The organism is uncultured Halorubrum sp., assembly GCF_937146585.1.
Taxonomy (GTDB): domain Archaea; phylum Halobacteriota; class Halobacteria; order Halobacteriales; family Haloferacaceae; genus Halorubrum; species Halorubrum miltondacostae.
This window is the reverse complement of sequence record NZ_CAKZRO010000158.1, coordinates 1-17394: the sequence shown is the minus strand read 5'-3', so window position 1 is coordinate 17394 and position 17394 is coordinate 1. Positions and strand designations below refer to the sequence as shown.

18 protein-coding genes are annotated in these 17394 nt (G+C 71.4%); 7 read left to right on the top strand and 11 right to left on the bottom strand.

Annotated features, from left to right (window positions below):
- The 3 genes from Q0116_RS13395 to Q0116_RS13385 all read right to left on the bottom strand — a co-directional run.
- Positions 1-2110, bottom strand: a 2110-nt coding sequence (locus Q0116_RS13395; RefSeq protein ID WP_297889343.1) for an AMP-binding protein, incomplete at its 3' end; no start/stop codon positions are given.
- A gap of 33 nt (positions 2111-2143) precedes the next feature.
- Entirely contained in the window at positions 2144-2578 is a 435-nt protein-coding gene (locus Q0116_RS13390) for a universal stress protein (protein ID WP_297889339.1), read from the bottom strand.
- Positions 2579-2674: 96 nt separating this feature from the next.
- Complete coding sequence (locus Q0116_RS13385; protein ID WP_006113981.1) at positions 2675-3628, bottom strand: transcription initiation factor IIB family protein; 954 nt, start codon at positions 3626-3628, stop codon at positions 2675-2677.
- A gap of 423 nt (positions 3629-4051) precedes the next feature.
- On the opposite strand from Q0116_RS13385, the gene Q0116_RS13380 reads away from it, so the two are divergent.
- Complete coding sequence (locus tag Q0116_RS13380) at positions 4052-4441, top strand: hypothetical protein (RefSeq protein WP_297889331.1); 390 nt, start codon at positions 4052-4054, stop codon at positions 4439-4441.
- Positions 4442-4444: 3 nt separating this feature from the next.
- Positions 4445-5068 carry an METTL5 family protein gene (locus Q0116_RS13375; RefSeq protein WP_297889328.1) on the top strand — a complete coding sequence of 208 codons (624 nt, stop codon included), beginning with the start codon at positions 4445-4447 and terminating at the stop codon, positions 5066-5068.
- Positions 5069-5111: 43 nt separating this feature from the next.
- Here the strand turns inward: Q0116_RS13375 and Q0116_RS13370 are convergent, their stop codons facing one another.
- From Q0116_RS13370 to Q0116_RS13360, 3 genes are all read right to left on the bottom strand, one after another.
- Entirely contained in the window at positions 5112-6995 is a 1884-nt protein-coding gene (locus Q0116_RS13370; protein WP_297889325.1) for a rhomboid family intramembrane serine protease, read from the bottom strand.
- A gap of 79 nt (positions 6996-7074) precedes the next feature.
- The gene (locus Q0116_RS13365) at positions 7075-7353 is read right to left on the bottom strand and encodes a UPF0058 family protein (RefSeq protein WP_297889322.1); all 279 of its coding nucleotides are present in this window, start codon (positions 7351-7353) and stop codon (positions 7075-7077) included.
- Positions 7354-7446: 93 nt separating this feature from the next.
- The gene (locus Q0116_RS13360) at positions 7447-7662 is read right to left on the bottom strand and encodes a ribbon-helix-helix domain-containing protein (RefSeq protein ID WP_004598554.1); all 216 of its coding nucleotides are present in this window, start codon (positions 7660-7662) and stop codon (positions 7447-7449) included.
- 245 nt (positions 7663-7907) lie between these two features.
- Between Q0116_RS13360 and Q0116_RS13355 the strand changes: the two genes are divergently transcribed.
- Entirely contained in the window at positions 7908-8522 is a 615-nt protein-coding gene (locus Q0116_RS13355; protein ID WP_297889316.1) for a sulfite oxidase-like oxidoreductase, read from the top strand.
- A gap of 85 nt (positions 8523-8607) precedes the next feature.
- Positions 8608-9993 (top strand): isochorismate synthase MenF, encoded by a 1386-nt coding sequence (locus Q0116_RS13350; RefSeq protein WP_297889315.1) that lies wholly within the window; start codon positions 8608-8610, stop codon positions 9991-9993.
- Between the two features lie 57 nt (positions 9994-10050).
- Here the strand turns inward: Q0116_RS13350 and Q0116_RS13345 are convergent, their stop codons facing one another.
- Positions 10051-10791: a proteasome assembly chaperone family protein gene (locus Q0116_RS13345; protein WP_297889313.1), complete on the bottom strand. Its 741-nt coding sequence runs from the start codon at positions 10789-10791 to the stop codon at positions 10051-10053.
- A gap of 96 nt (positions 10792-10887) precedes the next feature.
- Between Q0116_RS13345 and Q0116_RS13340 the strand changes: the two genes are divergently transcribed.
- Positions 10888-11841 (top strand): RsmB/NOP family class I SAM-dependent RNA methyltransferase, encoded by a 954-nt coding sequence (locus Q0116_RS13340; protein ID WP_297889311.1) that lies wholly within the window; start codon positions 10888-10890, stop codon positions 11839-11841.
- Positions 11838-12389, top strand: coding sequence for a hypothetical protein (locus Q0116_RS13335; RefSeq protein ID WP_297889309.1), 552 nt, complete (start codon positions 11838-11840; stop codon positions 12387-12389). Before Q0116_RS13340 ends, Q0116_RS13335 begins: the two co-directional genes overlap by 4 nt.
- Before the next feature lie 72 nt (positions 12390-12461).
- Here the strand turns inward: Q0116_RS13335 and Q0116_RS13330 are convergent, their stop codons facing one another.
- The 4 genes from Q0116_RS13330 to thiC all read right to left on the bottom strand — a co-directional run bounded on the left by Q0116_RS13330 (position 12462) and on the right by thiC (position 16427).
- Entirely contained in the window at positions 12462-12719 is a 258-nt protein-coding gene (locus Q0116_RS13330) for a hypothetical protein (protein WP_297889307.1), read from the bottom strand.
- A gap of 14 nt (positions 12720-12733) precedes the next feature.
- Entirely contained in the window at positions 12734-13267 is a 534-nt protein-coding gene (locus tag Q0116_RS13325) for a DoxX family protein (protein WP_297889305.1), read from the bottom strand.
- 84 nt (positions 13268-13351) lie between these two features.
- On the bottom strand, positions 13352-14866 hold the full coding sequence (locus tag Q0116_RS13320; protein WP_297889303.1) for a DUF790 family protein: 1515 nt from the start codon (positions 14864-14866) through the stop codon (positions 13352-13354).
- Positions 14867-14972: 106 nt separating this feature from the next.
- Positions 14973-16427 (bottom strand): phosphomethylpyrimidine synthase ThiC, encoded by a 1455-nt coding sequence (gene thiC / locus Q0116_RS13315; protein ID WP_297889301.1) that lies wholly within the window; start codon positions 16425-16427, stop codon positions 14973-14975.
- A 111-nt stretch (positions 16428-16538) separates the two neighbouring features.
- Between thiC and Q0116_RS13310 the strand changes: the two genes are divergently transcribed.
- The coding region (locus Q0116_RS13310) for a radical SAM protein (protein ID WP_297889299.1) at positions 16539-17394 on the top strand (856 nt) is incomplete at its 3' end.

Genomic DNA, 17394 nt, shown 5'->3' with positions numbered 1-17394 from the left:
CGCCTTCGCCGTCGCCGCCGTCTTCGCCGTCACCGCCTTCGCCGCCGGCGTCGCCCTCCCGCCCTCCGTCCGCAGGGGCGGCGTCGCCAGCGTCCGCGTCGCTCTCGGCCTCACCGGTCGCCGCGGCGTCGGCGTCCGACCCCGCCGCGACCTCGTCGGCGTCGGCGATGTCGACCTCGACCTCGTCGCCCGCCCCTGCGCCGTTCTCGGTCGATTCGTCTTCCGGGGCGTCGTCCGGCGGTTCGGCCGGGTCGGCCGGTTTGAACCCGGCCGTCTCGAGGTCCGCGTCGAGTCCCTCGCGCGGGTCCGAGCCGCGCTCGCGGAGGACTTCCCGCGTCGCCTCCCTGTCGACCGTCCCGGAGACGGTGCGCGGGAGCTCCGTCGCGTACGCGACCGTCTTCGGGATCTTGAACCGGGCCAGCCGCTCGCGGGCGAAGGCGACGAACGCCGCCTCGTCGATGGGCGCGGGACCGACGCCCTCGGACCCGACGACCGGCGCGGCGGACTCGCCGACCGATCCCGCGGCCTCGTCGGCCGAACCCGGTTCCCCAGGCGCGTCGTCCGAGGAGTCGGTCTCCGTGGGACCGGACTCCGGGACCGCGTCGCTTCCGGCCGGCCCGGCCGCCGCCGACGGGATCCGGTCGCCGACGGCGACCAGCGCCGCGACGCGCTCGCCCCACACGTCGTCGTCGAGCCCGACCACGGCCACGTCGTCGACACCGTCGTACTCCCGGAGCACGTCCGCCACCTCGCCCGGTTCGACGTTCTCGCCGCCGCTGATGATCCGGTCGTCGACGCGGTTGAGCACGTGGAGGTAGCCGTCCTCGTCGAATCGCCCCACGTCGCCGGTGTGGAGGCCGTACGGACCGAAGTCCGACCGGTCGAGTTCTGAAGCGTCGATCCCGTTCAGGTCGATCGCGTCGGCCGAGGACGCGCCGTCACCGCCGTCGGCGTCGGCATCGGACGACGCACTGTTCGCGCCGTCCGCGTCCGCGCCGTCCGCGTCCACGCCGTCCGCGCCGCCCGCGTCCGCGGCGATGTATCCCGGTGTGACCGTCGGGCCGTCGACGACGACCTCGCCGGTCTCGCCCGGCGCCACCGGGTCGCCGTCGTCGACGATGGTCACGTCGGTGCCGAACAGCGGGCGGCCGACCGTCCCGATCCGGCCCCGCGTCTGTCTGGGCGACGCCGTCGTGATCTGCGAGGCGGCCTCGGTCATCCCGTAGGTGGGGTAGACGGGGATCGAGTAGTCGCGACACCGCTCCAGCAGCTCCGCCGGCGCGGGCGCACCGCCGAGCAGCACCACCCGGAGCGAGTCCGACAGCGTCCCGCGACGGTCGAGCATCCGCCTGAGCATGGTCGGCACGAGCGAGACGCCGGTCACGTCGTACGCGTCGATGTCGTCCGCGGTGCCGCCCGCGTCGAACCCCTCCCGCAGCACGAGCGTCGTCCCGTACAGCACCGAGCGATACACCGGGGCGAGCCCGCCCATGTGGTGGAGCGACAGGGACACCAGCCACCGGTCGTCGGCCTCGACGCCGAGGCGGAACGCGGAGGCGACCGCCGAGCTGTACACGTTGCCCGCGGTCAGTGGGACGGGCTTGGGTTCGCCCGTCGTGCCCGACGTGAACAGCACGCAGAGCGGGTCCTCGAACGACCACGTCGGCGGGTCGAGCGACGCGGGGTCGACGTCGTGGACGCCGGTCACGTCCGCGCTCGTCGGGTCGTCGACGGAGTAGACGGGAACGCCCTCGATGCGCGACGCCGCCTCGGTCGCGGTCGACTCGGTCGGCTCCGCGCAGACGACGGCGTCGAGGTCCGTCCGGTCGATCCGCGCGGCGATCTCGCGCGCCGTCAGCTCCGTGCCGAGCGGCACGAACGTCGCCCCGATGCGCATCGTCGCGTGGACCAACCCGACGGTCCCCACGTACGGGGGCGTGAGCACGCCGATCCGGTCGCCCTCGCCGAGGCCGTGGGCCACGAGCCGCCCCGCCGTCTCGGCGACGAGGCGGTCGAGGTCGGTGTAGCTCCACGACTCGCCGTCCTCGGCGCGGACGAGGGCGGCGCCGTCCGGCGACGAGACCACCCGGTGGGAGAGCCAGTCGCGCACGGGTGTCACCCCCGTTCGCCGGGGGTCGGCCGACTACTCATCTGCCGGCTGTCGCACGGTCAACACCGGCACGTCGGAGGTGCGGACGACGCGCTCCGTGACGCTCCCGAGCAGGTAGCGGTCGAGCCCCTTCCGGCCGTGGGTCCCCATCACGACCACGTCGATGTCGTGCTCGCCGACGTAGTCCCGGATCGACTGGTACGCGGTCCCGGAGGTGACGCTGCCGACGCACTCGACCCCGGCGTCCGCGGCGGCGTCGGCCACGCGCTCCGTCGCCTCCTCGCCCTCGGCCTCCAGCGCCTCGACCACGACCTCCGCGCCGGCCTCCAGCGTGGAGTACGCCGCGCCGTCGACCACGTAGAGCGCGTGGAGGCGGGCGTCGTACCGGTCGGCGAGGTCGATCGCGTGTTCGATCGCGGCCTCCGAGGCCGGGCCGCCGTCGGTCGGAACGAGGATCTCTGAGTACATCTCACTCCCAGCTACAGCGGGTAGCGATTAAAAACCCGATCCAACGTCTCGGACCGCGGGACGGAACGAGTCTCGGCGGCTCGACCGCGGGGCCGTCTAGCGGAAGCCCATCGCTTCGATCTGCTCTTGGTACCGGTTCCGGATGGTGACCTCGGTCACCTGCGCGACGTCGGCGACCTCGCGTTGGGTCTTCTTCTCGTTACAGAGCAGCGACGCCGCGTAGATGGCCGCGGCCGCGAAGCCGGTGGGCGACTTCCCGGAGAGGAGCCCCTGCTCGGCGGAGACGTCGATGATCTCGGTCGCCTTCGACTGGACCTCCTCGGAGAGCTGGAGGGCCGACGCGAAGCGCGGGACGAACTGCTTGGGGTCGACCGGCTTCAGCTCCAGCCCGAGCTCTTGGGAGATGTACCGATAGGTTCGGCCGATCTCCTTCTGCGGGACCCGCGACACGTCGGCGACCTCGTCGAGGCTGCGGGGGATTCCCTCCTGTCGGCAGGCGGCGTAGAGGGCGGCGGTGGAGACGCCCTCGATGGAGCGGCCGCGGATCAGGTCCTCGTTGAGCGCGCGTCGATAGATGACGGAGGCGACCTCCCGTACAGAGCGGGGTACGCCGAGGGCGCTCGCCATCCGATCGATCTCCGAGAGCGCGAACTGAAGGTTGCGCTCGCCCGCGTCCTTCGTTCGGATCCGCTCCTGCCACTTGCGCAGGCGGTGCATCTGCGAGCGCTTCTCCGAGGAGAGCGACCGACCGTAGGCGTCCTTGTCCTTCCAGTCGATGGTCGTCGTCAGCCCCTTGTCGTGCATCGTCTCCGTGATGGGCGCGCCGACGCGCGACTTCGACTGCCGCTCGTTGTGGTTGAACGCCCGCCACTCCGGCCCGCGGTCGATGTTCCGCTCGTCCAAGACGAGTCCGCAGTCCTCGCAGACCAGCTCTTGATCGGCGTCGGTGACGATGTTCTCCGAGTCACACTCCGGACAGGAGACCGTCGATTCGTCCGTTTCCTGCTCCGTGTCCCGCTCCTGTTGCCGCTGGCGACTCGGGCGTTCCATTAAAAGGTTTGTGGTCAGTCGCGTATTTAAGACTTGTCCACGCTAATCAACGATCCTGATAGAACGCCGGCTCTCGGAAGTGCGGTCTCGCGGCGTCTAGACCCCATTTCCCGCCAGTTTGCGGATCGGATTCGGCACTCGGCTGCGGCCGGCCGTCCGTTCGGCGCCGACGCCGCGACGCACGAAACGTGACCGCGATTCGAGGACGGAATCTGTCGGTCGAACCGACGGTTCCGTCCCCCGACACGTCTCGTAGCGGTCGCCGGGCGGGCTTCTGTCGGTTCCGTGTCGGGTGCGGCTTGACCCGCCCCCGCACGGTCTAGGCCGTCGCTCGACGCCACCCGGGCCTCGGCGTCGGCCGAGTCTTATATTACCGTCAAACATCTATAAAGATTTTTGTATAACCTATACCAATAGGTGTGTATGAGCACGACCTCCTCGGCCGGCGTCGAACGCACGCTGCGCGGCTGTCGCCCCGCCGACGTCGACCCCGTCGTCGTCGACGCGTCGGACCTCGAAAGCACCGCCCCCGACCACCTGCGCGACATCAAGCAGGGGCTCGCCGCCCGCGGCTACCAGCCCGCGGCGGTCGCCGCCGAGGCGGAGTTCGACGGGGAGAGCACCCTCGAACGGCAGCGCGAGGCCGACCGACTGCGCGCGCTCGTCCGCGCCGCGGCGTTCCTCGGCGCCGGCCGGATCGAGGTCAGGGTCGACGGCGAGGCCTCCGACGAGGTCCGCACCGCGCTCGCGGCGCTCGCCGAGCGTGCCGACCGCGAGGGGGTCGAGTTCGTCCGCGTCGACGGCGCGGCCTGACCGATGGCGACGAAGCGGTCGCTCGCGACCAAGCTCGGCGTCGTCGCCGGCTTCGAGCGTCCCGACGCGGCCCTCGAGCAGTACCCCACGCCGCCGGAGCTGGCGGCCCACGTCGTCCACCTCGCCGACCTCCACGGCGACGTCGACGGCCGGACCGTGATCGACCTCGGGACCGGGACCGGGATGCTCGCGCTGGCCGCCGCGCTGCGCGGCCCCGCCCGCGTCGTCGGCCTCGAACTCGACGGCGACGCGCTGGCGACCGCCGAGGCCAACGAGCGCCGCGTCGCCGCCAGCGCGCCGGTCCACTGGGTCCGCGGCGACGCGACGCGCCCGCCGATCGCCGTCGCCGAGCCGGCGACAGCCGTGATGAACCCGCCGTTCGGCGCGCAGGACGGCAACCGGAACGCGGACCGCGCGTTCCTCGACGCCGCGAGCGACCTCGCCGACGTCTCCTACTCCATCCACAACGACGGCAGCCGGGAGTTCGTCGAGGCGTTCGCCGCCGACGAGGGCGGCGAGGTCACCCACGCGTTCGCGGCCGAGTTCCGCGTTGACGCGCAGTTCGACCACCACACCGAGGACGCGCGCGACATCGACACCGAAGTGTACCGGATCGAGTGGACCTGAGCCCCGCCGACGCAGCTCTCTCTGGCGAGCCCGCCAACTCCGCTTACTGTCTGCCTTCGTAGCGCTCCCGATACGCGACCCTGACCCGCGTCTCGCCGCGCTCCGCGAACACGACGCCGTTCTCTCGGACGAGCGTGATCCCCCGGACCGTCACCGACTCGTTCGCGGCCGGGAGCGGCGCCGTGACGTTGTTGCCGCTCCCGCCGACCACGGACAGCTCGAACCCGTCGGGCGTGGCCGCGACGACGACGCTGCGGCCGTCGATCCGCGGCTCCGCACGCGCCGGGTCGCTGGTGAACAGCGTCCGCCTGGTCTCGTTGCGGACCGCGTCCACGCGGTACGCCGGGCCGCCGTTCACGGCGACCCAGCCGACCCGCTGGACCCAGACGGTCTCCCGCCAGCCGGTCCCGCCCACGTCGACCGCGCGGTACCCCCAGAACGCGAGGTTCCCCTCCGAGACGGCCGTCGTCCATATCTCGCGGTCCGGGTTGCTGACGATCACCCCCGAGGTGTTGACCGACGTGGAGCGCCCGAACGCCTCCACGTCGACCACGCTCACGAGCCGGTCCTCCACGTTCTCGGCGTAGGTCACCTGGTACCCCTCCACCTCTATCGGGTCGCCGGGGAGGTCGCCGTCGTCGACGGCGACGAGGTTCGGCACGATCCCCGGGCCGGCGACGGCCGCCAGCGCCGCGACGAGCAGGAGCGTCCCGACCGCCGCCGGCGTCGCGGACCGGATCCCGCCCCTGATCGTCTCGGGCTCCGGGACCGCTCGACTCGGCCAGACGGGTTCGTCCCGCGAGACGGCGGCGACGGCGACGATGGCGGCCAGCAGGGCGAGCAGCCCGACGCCGACCGCGCGGTACAGCTCGTACCGCTCGTTCCCGAGGTACCAGTACACCGCCCACAGCCGGCGCGAGGCACCGAACAGCAGCAGCGCGCCGAAGACGACGAGCGCGGACCGCTCGGTCGGGCCCGCGATGGACCCGCCGTCGCCCGCACTCGCGAGCGGATGGTTGCTCCAGCGTCCCGTGCCCTCGGCTCCGTCGCTACCCTCTTCGCTCCGCGTTCGGGCGCGACGCCGGAAGAGGAGGACGGCGACCAGCGCGCCGCCGATGAGCCCGAGCGCGTGCCCCTGGATCGCGACGTTCGCCCACCCCGGGACGCCGTAGGAGGGAGACGCCTCCGCGAACGCCACCGGCACCCGGACGGCGTCGTAGAGCACGCCGACGAGCGTCGTCCCCGCCATGGCGACGAGCGCGGCGATCGGTCGCGAGACGAGCGCGAACCCCCAGTACGCGAACACCACGAGCGAGAAGCCGACCACCGGCCCCAGCGCGAACAGCGCCGAGGCGAGGCCGAACGCGACCGCGGCGCCGGGGACGATCAGGAACGCCCGGACGTACGGGTTCGCGCCCGGCGACTCGACCGCGGCGATTCGGCTCGGAAGCCGGGATAGCTGCCGCGGGAACCGTCGTAGACGAGTCGGGAGTCGCCGCAGGCGAACGGCGAGCCGCTCTCCGTCGTCGACCTCGCGCCTTTCGGGGAAATGACCGTAGGCGTACTCCGCGAGGCCGCCGGCGACGAGCGCGGAGAGGAGGTTCCCAGTGACGTGCCCGCGGCTCGCGTGGGCGAAGCTGGACCAGACGATCCCCTGTGGGTAGAAGTACGACCACGACCGGAACGGGATCACGACCGGGCGGTTCGGGTGGTCGATCCCCGACTGGACGAACAGGTACACCCCGATCACGCCGGCGATCACGAGCAGCGTCCCCCACGGGACTCCCCAGAGGAGCCGCGCGCGGAGCGCCCGCGTCCAGCCGCCGTCCCGACGGTCCGCGAGGTACACCGCGGCGAGCGCGACGGCGACGCCGACGCCCCCGGCGGCGAGGTGGACGGCGTCCGACGTCAGCGCCTCCGCGACCATATCACACCGGACGGGACCGCGCGCACATCAATAACGGGGGTCGAGCGCGGCGACGCGTCGCGGACGGGGCCGCTCGGCGTCAGATCTTGTTCTCCGCGTCGTCGGCAAGCTCCTCCATCCGCTTGCCGACGCGGCCGGCGGGCGAGAACTCGTCTTCGCTCATCGCGTTCGCCAGCGCGTTGCCGAGGACGAACACCGCGTGCTTGTGTTCGCTCTTCGACTTGTGGACGTGGGAGGGGTCGACGTCCAGCTCGTCGTACGGATCGAACAGCGTCCCGTCGACCGTCTCCTGCGCGCGGAAGTGCTCCATGATCGTCACCATCTGTTCGTGGAGTTCGAGCAGCTCGTCCTTGTGCATACCCACGGATACGGGATGTAAGCCCTTTAAGGGTTGTTGAGGGGTGTACGCACGGATCCGCGCCGGGTCGGCCGCGACCCGAGAAGTCGCCGGTCAGAAGACGTACTCGTCTTCGTGGCCCATCATCCCCTCGTCCTCGAACCCGTTGGAGTCGTCGTCGTCTCGCGGGCCGCTCGTCTTGTACGCCTTGATGCCAGTCGATAGCAGCTCCTCGACCGCCTCCTCGCGGTTGAGGAACTCCCCCTCCTCGACCATCTGGGCGATCTGCATCTCCAGATGCTCCGGCACGGTTATCTTCACTCGGGGCATTTGCTGTTCGGGTCTTGTGGCATGGCGTATATAAAATTGGCGTCGTAAATCCGCGGATATGAAAACTCGACACAACGACTCAAAATTTCATTTCTGTTCTTTCAAACGTATGTTGTGATAATGCGAACGCTCTCGACATCGACGCGCCGACGGCGGCGCGACCGCGGCCGAGCGGCTCTCGTCCGCGCGCCATCTCCCCCACCGAGAGCGACATTCATACGTCGGTCCGGGCCGAACGACGGGCCATGAGCGAATCCGGCGCCGACGCGGCCGAGGACCTCACCGACCTCTACCGCGAGTACGGCGACGATCGACTCCCTCCGGGCCAGCGCGAGACCGACGGCTTCCCCGTCCTCTCGAAGAGCGGGACGCCCTCGTGGGACCCGGAGACGTTCGAGCTGGAGGTGTGGGGCGCGGTCGAGGAGCCGCTCTCCCTCTCGCTCGACGAGTTCCGCGACCTCCCGTCGGTCACCCAGCGACAGGACTTCCACTGCGTGACCGGCTGGAGCAAGTTCGACTGCGAGTTCACGGGCGTCTCGTTCGCCGACCTCGCCGAGCGCGCGGGCGTCCGCGCCGACGCGGAACACGTCATGTTCCACGCGCTCGACGGTTACACGACCGACCTCCCGCTCGACGAGTGCACGAAGCCGGGCGTCCAGCTCACCTACGGCTACGACGGCGACGACCTCCCGGCCGACCACGGCGGCCCCGTCCGCGTCGTCACGCCGCACAAGTACGCGTACAAGGGCGCGAAGTGGGTCTCGGGCGTCGAGTTCCTCACCGAGCCCGAGCTCGGCTACTGGGAGAAGCGGGGGTACAGCGACACGGCGAACCCCTGGAACGAGGAGCGCTACAGCTGACCGCCCTCCGCCCGCGGCTCGATTTTCCCCGCTCGCTCCGCCCCGATAGTCAGGATAAAGGGTCCCCGGCCCCGACTCGATACGTATGAAACGGGCGCGCTCTCGGTCCTCGCCGCCGCTGGTCAGCCGGACCACGGCGATCGACGAGCCGGCGTTCGCGGCGGCGTTCGACGCGCTCTCGACACCGCGCACGGTGTGGAGCGCGCCCGGCGACGCGCTGGTGATCGGCGGCGGCGCGGCGGCGACCCTGACCGCCGCCGGCGGCGACCGGTTCGCGTCGATCCGACGGGCGACGACGGAGCTGTTCGAGTCCGGCGACGTCCACGCGGGGACCGAGGCGGCGCGCCCCCGCGTCTTCGGCGGCTTCGCCTTCCACGAGGGGGCCGCCGACGGCGACCCGTGGGAGGCCTTCCCCGAGGCGCGGTTCGTCTTCCCCCGGGTCCAGCTGACGATCGCGGACAACGGCGCGTGGCTGACGGTCAACGCGGTCGGCCCGGACGCCGGCGTCGACGCCGTCGAGGCGCGCCTCGCCCGCGAGGTCGACCGGTTCGCCGACCTCGCCGACGACGGCCGTCCGCGCGCCGTCGACGGTCGGAGCGCGCGGCCGCCCCGACCGGGGATCCGCGAGAGCCGCCGGACGACGAGCCGCGAGGCGTGGCGCGACAGCGTCGGCGCCGCGGTCGACCGGATCGCCGACGGCGACCTCCGGAAGGTGGTGTTGGCGCAGGCGCTGGAGGCGGACCTCGCGGCCGACTTCCCGCGGGCGGCCACCCTCGAACGCCTCGCGGAGAAGTACCCGGACTGCCACCGCTACTGGTTCGAGCCGGCAGACGGAGAGAGCGCGTTCTTCGGGGCCACCCCCGAGCGACTCGTCTCGCTGCGGGGCCGGACGGTCGAGACCGACGCGCTCGCCGGGACGACCGGCCGCGGCGAGACCCCGTCCGAGGACGAGTGGCTCGCGCAGGAGCTCCTCAACGACGAGAAGAACGTCCACGAACACGAGCTGGTCGCGGAGACGGTCCGGGACCAGCTGGAGCCGTTCGCGGCGTCCATCTCGGCGGGCGAGCGCCGCGTCCGGCGGCTCGCGACGGTCCAACACCTCCACACGCCGATCACCGCCGAGCTCGACGCGGACCGCCACGTCCTCGAACTCGTCGAGGCGCTCCACCCGACCCCCGCGGTCGGCGGCCTCCCGCCGGACCGCGCGCTGGCGACGATCCGGGAGACGGAGCCGTTCGACCGCGGCTGGTACGCCGCGCCGGTGGGCTGGATCGACGCCGCGGGCAACGGCGCGTTCGCGGTCGCCATCCGCTCGGCGGTCGCGACCTCCCGCCGTGCGACGCTGTTCGCGGGCGTCGGCATCGTCTCCGACTCCGACCCCGACCGCGAGTGGGACGAGGTCCAGTTGAAGTACCGGCCGATCCTCGACGAGCTGGAGCGCGACGACGCGGGCGAGTCGGCCGACAGCTAGCGCGCCCGGCCGGGAGCGACGGACTGGGAGCGACGGACCGGGCCGCGGTCTGCGAGTCTACTGGAACATCTTCAGCGGCTCGGCCTGCGAGCTCTCCTCGGTCGCCTGTCGCATCTGCTCGGCGAGCTGCCGCTTCGCGCTCCGGATCTCCGTCGCCTGCTCGACGAGCCCGTCGGTCGGCGTCTCGGTCCCGGCGATCGGGTCGATGCCGTCGAGGATGAGCACGCGCGCCGCCTCGGGGTCGGGGAACTTCGGGTCGGACTCGACGACGAGCCCGACCGCGTCGCGGTCGGCCTCCAGCGCGGCCGCGAGCATCGCGCCCGTGGGGCCGGAGACGAGCCCGGACTCCGACGGCGCCGCCACATCGGCGCGCCCGAGCGCCTCGCCGCCGTCGCCGGTCGCGATCCCGTACAGCTCCGGCGGCGAGTCGTCCTTCTCGCGGCCGAGCCCGGACAGGAAGATCGGGAAGGGCTCGGCCTCGTCGAACCACGAGTCGAGACACGCGGCGACCTCGGTCGCCGCCCCCGGGTTCACGGGCACGTCGCTGCGGAGCGCGACGAGGTCGTTCGCGGGGTCCGCGTAGAGCCGCACCGGAGTCGTCGCGGCCGTCTCCGACTCCCGGTAGACGGTCACCGGCGGCAGTCCGTCGCAGTGGACGTTCGCGTAGTGGGCCATCTCGTGGGCGTCGATCAGGTGGTCGGTCGCGATCTTGCCGACGAGGCCGACGCCGGGGAACCCCTCGATCAGCGTCGGCTCGTCGAGCGAGACGTCGTCGTCGAGGACGGAGATGCGGGCCATGCGCGCTCCTACGCCGGGGGCCGACCTAAAGGTGCGGCGCCGGGCCGGCCGCTCGCGTCCCGAAACGGTCTAACGGGCCGACCCGAAAGGAGAGACATGAATCCGCTCGACCGATACGAGTCGCTCGTCGACGACGTCGACGCGTTCCGGGCGGCGTGCGACCGGGCCCTCCCCTCGGTCGTGCGCACGAACGGCATCGCGGCGACGCCGGCCCGCGTCCGCGAGGCGTTCGACGAGTCGGGGGTCGCGTACGAGCAGGCCGACTGGCACGACGGCCTCTTCCGGCTCCCCGACGGGAACCCCGGGGGCAACTGGCCGTACGTCCACGGCTGGACCCACGGCCAGGAGGAGGTGTCCGTGCTGCCGACGCTCGCGCTCGACCCGCGGCCCGGCGAGCGCGTCTGGGACGCCTGCGCGGCGCCCGGCAGCAAGACGACCCAGATCGCGGACGCGATGGACGACGAGGGCACCGTCGTCGCCAACGACAACAACCTCGGGCGGCTCTCCGCGCTCCGGCACAACGCCGAGCGCCTCGGGATCACGAACGCGGTCGTCACGAACCAGGACGCCCGCAACTTCTCGACGAAGCCGCTGGCGTTCGACGAGTTCGACCGCGCGCTGGTCGACGCGCCCTGCTCCTGCGAGGGCACGTGCCGCAAGAACCCGGACGTACTCGACGAGTGGACGCTCGACCACGTCCACGCGGTCGCCGGGATCCAGAAGGGCGTCTTGGCGCGAGCCGTCCAGGCGACCCGCCCGGGCGGCGTCGTCGTCTACTCGACCTGTACGTTCGCGCCCGAGGAGAACGAGGCGGTCCTCGACCACGTCCTCGCGAACGAGGACTGCGAACTGGTCGAGTTCGACCTGCCGCTCGACACCGATCCCGGCGTGACCGAATGGGAGGGGGAGACGTACGACGAGTCGGTGACGCGCGCGCGGCGGATCTACCCCCACCGCAACGACACGGGCGGCTTCTTCTGTGCGAAACTGCGGGTCGGCGGCGCGGCGGGCGACGACGCCGCGACCGACGGCGAGGGGGTGGGAGCGTGAGCGACGACGTCGCGGAGGCGGGCGCCGAGGCCCCCACCAACGACGGCCAGCGGTTCGACCGGCTCCCCGAGACGCCCGCGGACCGCGAGGTGGAGGGGCGCGCGAGCCGCGCGGAGGTCCTCGACTGGTGGAATGAGCGGTTCGGGATCGACCCCGACGTGTTCGCGGAGTACTCCTTCTGGGAGAAGGGCGCGGGGAAGATCTGGGTGTTCAACGGCGCGGCGACCGACCCCAGCGAGGTGGAGGCGATCGGGATGACCTTCCTGCGCACGCGCCAGGAGCACTGGAAACCGACCGGCCGAGCGGTCTCGCGGTTCGGCCGTCGCGCAACGGAGAACGTGATCGAACTGGACCCGGCGCAGGCGGCACGGTTCGCTGCGGGGGAGGACCAGGACCTCCCCGAGTGGGACGGGGACTGGGGGTACCTGATCGCGACCCACGAGGTCGCCGGCGAGTCGGTCCCGATCGGGGTCGGGCTGTACCTCTACGACGAACTGCGCTCCGTGGTCCCGAAGGGGAGCCGGGCGGACCTGCCGGTCGTGGAGTGAGTCGGCGACGTCCGGCAAAAAGTCAGTCGTGGGAGCGCTTCGTTCCGACGGCGCTCCGGCGGTCCACGCGGGTCAGACCGACGTGTCTTCCGGCGGTTTGGTCGCGAGGTTGCTGATGCCGTACGCCGCGAGCAACAGCAGCCCCAGCAGGATGGTGTACGACCGAACGCTGAGGCTTATCAGCGTCTCGTGGACGACCTGTCCCTCTCCCGACACCGGGTGCGGCGCTCCGGCGACGATCTCCAGCAGCCCCATCCCGACCGTGCCGATCAGGATGAGCGCGCCGCCGCCGTACAGTCCGACTCGTTCCATGGTAGTGAGTTCGCTCATGTGTTGTCACCTCGTTAGCCGATGAAGTACCGCAGCCGCGGGTGGTCCCTGACGAACGACGTCTTCGCGAGGTAGGCGTCGACGCCGAGCACGCGCCCGGCCCCGAGCGTGGCGATCATCGCGAAGATCAGCAGCCCGAGCAGGTCACCGGTGATCACGCCGTGGGCCCAGCCGCCGGTCTCGCCGTTGATGAAGTAGAAGAACGTCATCAGGAACGCGCCGAAGAACGCGGCCAGCCGCGTCAGGGCGCCGACGATCAGCCCCAGCCCGATCAGCGTCTGTCCCAACGGAACCATGATATTGGTGAACGACAGCAAGATTCCGTCGGAGAACAGCGTGACCACCGGGCCGAGGCTCGTCTGGGCCGCCGCGCCGCCGACGAACCAGCTCGCGTCGAACGGCCACGCGAGGAACTTGTCGAGTCCCGCGTGGAGGAACCACCACCCGACGATCATGCGCAAGACGACGAGCCAGTAGGCGAATCGCGACTCCTCGACCGGGAACGATACGTCTCTGCCCAGCAGCTGCGTTTGGATGTTCGTGACCATTGGTAACCCCGGTTGCGAAAATGTTCGGTTACAATATATAAACCTATCTTCGATGTCACCGCCGAGTAATTCGCGAACCCCGGACTACTCCTTCCGTCGCACCGTCCCGCCGCCCAGCCCCTCCCACTCGACCCGGTAGCCGAGCGCCGAGAGGGTCGCGCTCGCGTCGTTGACGCCGTACTCGTCCAGCGTCGCCTCCGCCGCGGACAGCGCCGTCCCGTCGTCGATGTCGTCGCCGATCCGCGCCAGCACCGACGGTCTGACGAGCGTCCGGCCGACGAGCTCGTGGCCGGGGAACGGCCCGTCCTCCACCGCCGCCTCGCTCACGCCGTGTCGGTCCGCGAGCTCGCGCAGGGTGACCACGTCGTCGTCCGGCTCGAAGGCGTCCGGGAGCGTCGCGGCCGCGTCGGCGACGAACTCGGCCTCGTACTCGCGGAGCACGTCGACGACGTCCTTCACGCGGACCGCCCCCGAGTAGGTGACGACGCGGTGGTCGCGCGCGGCGACGTCCTCGCCGACGCCGAGGCTCTCGTCGACCGCGACCAGCAGGTCCACGTCCTCGACGTCCGCGAGCTGGCCGAGCTTCTTCTCGACGTACTCTGGGGTCCAAAAGCCCATCACCTCGAAGAACAGCCGGAAGTCCGCGTGGTCGTAGTCGAACGCGAAGTCCGGGATCATGACGCTCGCGCCGGTCTCGAGCGGCTCCGGCTCGCGGACGAGGGTCCAGTCGAGGTCGAGCCCGCGGAACCGCCCGGCGAAGTCGGCCTCGACGCCGCTGTCGAAGTCCGGCTCCGCCACCGGCTCGACGTCCGGCACGGTCACGTCGCCGTCCGAGAGTCGCATGGTGCGCTCGCGGCCTCGGTCGTCGATCGTCGCCTCCAGCGACCACTCCGCCGACTCGGCCGCGGTCCGGAGCAGCCTGGCGAACGCGGTCCCGTACCGCCGGGTCCGAGAGAACAGCGCGTCCGGGCCGGTGACGACGAGCTCGCGCCCCTCCGGGGTCCGCTCCACCTCGTACATCAGTCGCAGGCGCTTCACCGCCGAGACGAGCCGCTTCGGGTCGTTCGACCGCACCCGGACCTCGGTGGCGTCGAAGAGGGCGGTCTGGGCCAGCGAGAGGTCGTACTGCTCCAGCAGGGAGTCGGGGTCCCAGCGCACGTCGGCGTCGACGAGGACCCGATTGACGTCGCGGTCGGCGTACAGCGTCTCTGCCACGGCCGCCGCGTCGATCCCCAGCGCGTCGGCAGCGCGCTCGACCGCGGTCTCCCGCTCCGCCTCGCTCGCGACGCCGACCGCCTCGGCGGCCTCGAACGCGGCCCGCCGGACGCGACGCGGCGGGACCGCGGCGCGCGTCTCGAACTCGCACTCGCGCTCGACGAGCGCCGCGAGCCCGCGGACCAGCTTGAAGTCCCCGTTGCGGGCGGCGGCGTCGGCCTCTAGGTCCGCCAGCGCGTCGTCGAGGTCGCCGCGGCGCTCGCCGACGTGCGACTCGAACGTCCCGAGGACGCGGGCCGCGAGCGGCCGGTGGTCGCGCCCGGTGAACTGCGGGCGGTAGCCGCCGCCAGCCCGGGAGACGCGCAGGAGGTCCTTCCGTAGCACGGCCGCCGCTACGCGAGCCCCGGACTAAAACCGGCCGGGTTCGCCGCCTCCGGGCCGGTCCGCACGCCCGCTCGTCGTCCGGCCGCTCGCGGCGGTTCGGACCGCCTCAGTCGTCGTCGCCGGAGGCCTCGGGGGTGAACGTCACCCCCTCGATCTCGATCCGGTCCGGGACGCGGCTCGTGTCGTGGGTGCCGACCGGCGGGAGGTTCGCGCTCGCGGCGGCCGAGGCGTCGAGGTCCGTCTCTTCGGCCCCCTCGATCGCCGTCATCTCGCCGTCGGCGTCGCGCGCGTCCTGATCGATGCGCATGGAGCAGAACTCCGCGCCGCACATCGAGCAGAAGCGGGCCTCCTTGTAGTTGTCTCCCGGGAGCGTCTGGTCGTGGTACGAGCGCGCGCGCTCGGGGTCGAGCGCGAGGTCGAACTGCCGCCGCCAGTCGAACTCGTAGCGCGCCTCCGAGAGGGCGTCGTCCCAGTCGCGCGCGCCGGGGCGGTCGTTCGCCACGTCGGCCGCGTGCGCCGCGATGCGGTACGCGGCGAGCCCGTCCCGCACGTCCTCGGCCTCCGGCAGGCCGAGGTGCTCCTTCGGCGTCACGTAACACAGCATCGCCGCGCCTGCCCGCGCGGCCTCGGTCGCGCCGATCGCGCTCGTGATGTGGTCGTACCCCGGGGCGACGTCCGTCACCAGCGGCCCGAGGACGTAGAACGGCGCGCCGTCGCACACCGACTGCTGCCGTTCGACGTTCTCGGCGATCTCGTCCATCGGCACGTGGCCGGGACCCTCCACCATCACCTGGACGCCGCGTTCCTGCGCGGTCCGCGTGAGTTCGCCGAGGGCGTCGAGCTCGGCGAACTGGGCCTCGTCGCTCGCGTCCGCGAGGCAGCCGGGACGGAGGCCGTCGCCGAGCGAGACCGTCACGTCGTGTTCGGCGAACACCTCGCAGATCGCCTCGAACTCGGCGTACAGCGGGTTCTGTGCCCCGCGCTCCTCCATCCACTCCGCGAGGATCGAGCCGCCCCGCGAGACGATGCCCGTCTTCCGCCCGTCGGTCAGCGGGAGGTGTTCCGCGAGGATCCCCGCGTGGATCGTCATGTAGTCGACGCCCTGCTCGGCCTGCTTCTCGATCACGTTGAGGAGGAGTTCGGGTGCGATCGCCTCGGGGGAGCCGGCCCGCTTGACCGCCTCGTAGATCGGGACCGTCCCGACCGGGACCGGCGAGTGCGCGACGTTGGCCTCGCGGGTCGCGTCGAGCGCGTCGCCCGTCGAGAGGTCCATCACCGTGTCGGCCCCGTAGTGGACCGCGGCGTGGAGCTTCTCCAGCTCCTCGCTCCGGTCGCTCGTCGTCTCGCTGTTCCCGATGTTCGCGTTGACCTTCGTGGCGAACGCCCGCCCGATGACCATCGGGTCTAGCGACTCGTGGGCGTGGTTGTTCGGGATCACCGCGCGCCCCTCGGCCACCTCCCGACGGACGAACGCCGGGTCGCGGTTCTCGCGCTCCGCCACGCGCTCCATCGCGGGCGTGACCTCGCCGCTCCGCGCCCGCTCTAGCTGTGTCTCCGGCATAATCACTAGGTAATACCACTAACTAATATACTCTGCGGTGCGCCCCTCGCCCCCGCGAGTCGGCGCGCAGGTGCGACACGCTTAACCCCGGAACACGCGGATCGTGGCGTAATGAGTACCGACGCGGCGGGCGACGCCGACCCGGAGGACGCCGCCGCAGAGTCCGACGGCGACGGCCACTCCGAGGCGTTCGTCCGCACCTGCGAGCGCCTCGTCGAGCGCATCCTCGACGGCGAGATCGAGCGCGACGACCTCGAACGGGCCAAGCTCGACGCCTGCTCGGAGTTCGGCTCCCCGAAGGTGCCGAAGAACACCGAGATCCTCGACCACGCGCCGACGGAGCACCGCGACGACGTGATCGAGGTGGTCCAGCGCAAGCCCGTCCGGACCGCCTCGGGGGTCTCGCCGGTGGCGATCATGACCTCGCCGAAGCTCTGTCCGCACGGGAAGTGCCTCTACTGTCCCGGCGGGCCGGCCTCGGAGTTCTCCTCCGCGCAGTCGTACACGGGCCACGAGCCCGCCGCAGCCCGCGGCGAGCAGAACGACTACGACCCGTACGGGCAGGTGACGCTCCGGCTCGAACAGCTCCGGAAGATCGGCCACCCGGTCGACAAGGTGGAGCTCATCCTGATGGGCGGGACGATGACCGCGCGCTCGCACGACTACCAGGAGTGGTTCGTGAAGCGCGCCGTACAGGCGATGAACGACTACGACTTGGAGAAGGAGCCCGAGCCCGCCGAGGGCGAGTCGTTCGCGCCCGCGCCCGAGGAGACCGAGTTCGAGTACCTCGAGGACGTGATCGCGGAGAACGAGACGAACCCGATCCGCAACATCGGCACCACCTTCGAGACGAAGCCCGACTGGTGCGACCCCGAGCAGATCGACCGGATGCTCGACTTGGGCGGCACGAAGGTCGAGGTCGGCGTCCAGACCACCTACGAGCGGATCAACCGCGAGATGCACCGCG